Source organism: Streptomyces hirsutus (assembly GCF_001418415.1).
Taxonomy (GTDB): domain Bacteria; phylum Actinomycetota; class Actinomycetes; order Streptomycetales; family Streptomycetaceae; genus Streptomyces; species Streptomyces hirsutus.
The window spans coordinates 1-2,339 of record NZ_LIQT01000690.1 but is presented as its reverse complement, the minus strand read 5'-3'; the positions used below and the strand labels follow the sequence as shown (position 1 = coordinate 2,339).

Annotated in this window: 2 protein-coding genes; both read right to left on the bottom strand. The window is 69.9% G+C overall.

Annotation, left to right across the window (positions count from 1 at the left end; genetic code table 11):
• Positions 1-38: 38 nt before the first annotated feature.
• Positions 39-1,043 (bottom strand): ABC transporter permease, encoded by a 1,005-nt coding sequence (locus AOK11_RS37500; protein WP_055598094.1) that lies wholly within the window; start codon positions 1,041-1,043, stop codon positions 39-41.
• Complete coding sequence (locus AOK11_RS37495; protein WP_055598093.1) at positions 1,040-1,960, bottom strand: ribokinase; 921 nt, start codon at positions 1,958-1,960, stop codon at positions 1,040-1,042. Before AOK11_RS37495 ends, AOK11_RS37500 begins: the two co-directional genes overlap by 4 nt.
• Between the last annotated feature and the right edge of the window lie 379 nt (positions 1,961-2,339).

The window sequence follows — 2,339 nt, the reverse complement described above, 5'->3', positions numbered from 1 at the left end:
GTCGGGGAGGGTCCTGGGCAGGGGGAGGAAGGCGGCGGTCAGGCGCGGGACTTGCGCCGGCGTTGCCAGGTGTCGGCGGCGACCGCGGCGACGATGACCAGGCCGGTCACGACGGTCTGCCAGAAGGAGGAGATCCCCTTGACGTTGAGGATGTTCTGGAGCAGGCCGATGAAGGCGACGCCGATGACGGTGCCCCAGATGGTGCCGGAGCCGCCGAACAGCGCGGCACCGCCGATGATGACCGCGGAGATCACGGTGAGTTCCATGCCCTGGCCCGTGACGCCCTGGACGTAGGACAGGAAGGACAGGCCGAGGACGCCCGCGAGTCCGGCGGTGAATCCGGAGAGGACGAACGCGGTCAGCTTGACCCGCTTGACGTTGACGCCGACGAGCCGGGCGGCTTCCTGGTTGCCGCCGACGGCGTAGGTGTTGAAGCCGAAGCGGGAACGGGACAGCAGCACCGCGCCGATCACGGCGATGACGGCGAAGAACACGAACTGCATCGGGATGACGCCGAACAGGAGGCCCTGCCCCAGCAGGTTGAAGTCCGCGACGCCCGCCTGCGAGGAGCTGAGGGAGATCGGGGCGCCGTCGGAGATGAGCAGGGCGACGCCGCGGAACACGCTGAGCGTGCCGAGGGTGACGATGAACGACGGCACGCCGAGCACGACCACCGCCAGGCCGTTGAACAGGCCGGCCACCGCGCCGACGGCGAGTCCGACGAACGCCGCCAGGCCCCAGCTCCAGCCGTCCGAGATCAGGATGCCGGTCGAGATCGCCGACAGGGCGTAGGTGGAGCCGACGGAGAGGTCGATCTCTCCGTTGAGGATCACGAAGGTCACGCCGATGGCCATGATGCCGATCTGGGACACCTGCTGACCGACCGAGAGCAGGTTGTCGGACTGCGCGAAGCTCGGCGAGAGGATGCTGCCCAGCACGAAGAGCAGGACGAGCGCGGCGAAGACACCGGACTCCCGGGCGTGCAGCATTCTGCGCAGTGGAAGTGCGAACTCCCGCTGCGCGGGCGCGGTGGTCGTGGTCATCGTTCGGTTCCCATCAGGTCATTCAGCTGGTCTCGGGTCGGCAGTGCGGGAACGACCCCGGCGATGGTCACGGTGTGGGCGCCGGCCACCCCGGCGATGTGCGCCGCCTCGGTGAGGGGGCGTCCCTCGGCGAGGGACACGGCGAGCGCGGCGGTGAAGGAGTCGCCCGCTCCGGTGGTGTCGACGACGGACTCGGCCGGGTGCGGCGGAATCCGTGTCGTGGCGCCCGCCTGTGCGACGAGTGCTCCCTCTCCGCCCCGGGTCAGGACCGCGGCGCCGCCGGTGAGCGCGCACAGACGGCGCGTCAGTTCCCCGTCGTCCAGTCCGTGCCCCTCCTGGAGTCCGAGGAGCACGGGGGCCTCGGTCTGGTTGGGAGTGATCACGTCGATCAGCGGCCAGAGGTCGTCGGGCAGCGGGCGGGCGGGGGCCGGGTTGAGCAGTGTCGTGGTTCCCGCTCGACGGCCCGCGCGCAGCGCCGCGGCGACGGCCGCCTCGGGGATCTCCATGGAGACCACGAGGATGTCGGCGGCGGCGATCTCGGCGTGGAACGACTCCACGGCGGCCGCGTCCAGTTCGTCCAGGGCGCCGGGGGCGATGCTGATGCGGTTCTCCCCGGACGGTTCGACCAGGATGAAGCCGACCATCGTCGGGGCGCCGGCCGTCAGGACGTGATCCGCCGCGACGCCTTCCTCGCGCCACAGTGCGCGAGCGGCCCGCCCGAAGTCGTCGTCACCGACGGCGGTCAGCAGGGAGACCTGTGCGCCGAGCCTGGCGGCACCGATGGCCTGATTGCTTCCCTTGCCCCCGGGACCCGGCGAAAACACCCCGCCCGAGACGGTCTCGCCTGCGTCGGGAGACCTGGGCAACCGCATGGTCAGCCCGGCCCCATAGCTTCCGACAACCGCCACCTTGACCATGCGCCCACCTCATTGCATAGGGACAACCGTGAACATGAGGGTGAGCGTATGTACAGTGATGTCTATAGTCAATGGCCAAGAGAAAGCGTCTTTTGAGCCAACATCGGGAGGCCGACGGAGCCGTCCGGGGGCAGCCCGGGTGTGCACCGCGGGCTCAGGTGAACCCCGGTGCGCCCGGGGAGGGGTTGGTAGCTGCTCGCCGGGAAGTGCGCACGAGGCCGCGTTAGCTCGATCGTGTGACGGTTCGGGGCCTCCCCCTCGCCTCTGGCCACACCCATATGGCCAGGTCGTGAGGGAACCGGCCTCCCGAGACCGGACCACGCACCGGATGCGTGTCGCCGACTCGGGGCTGAGTACACCGGGGACCAGTGCGCCCAAG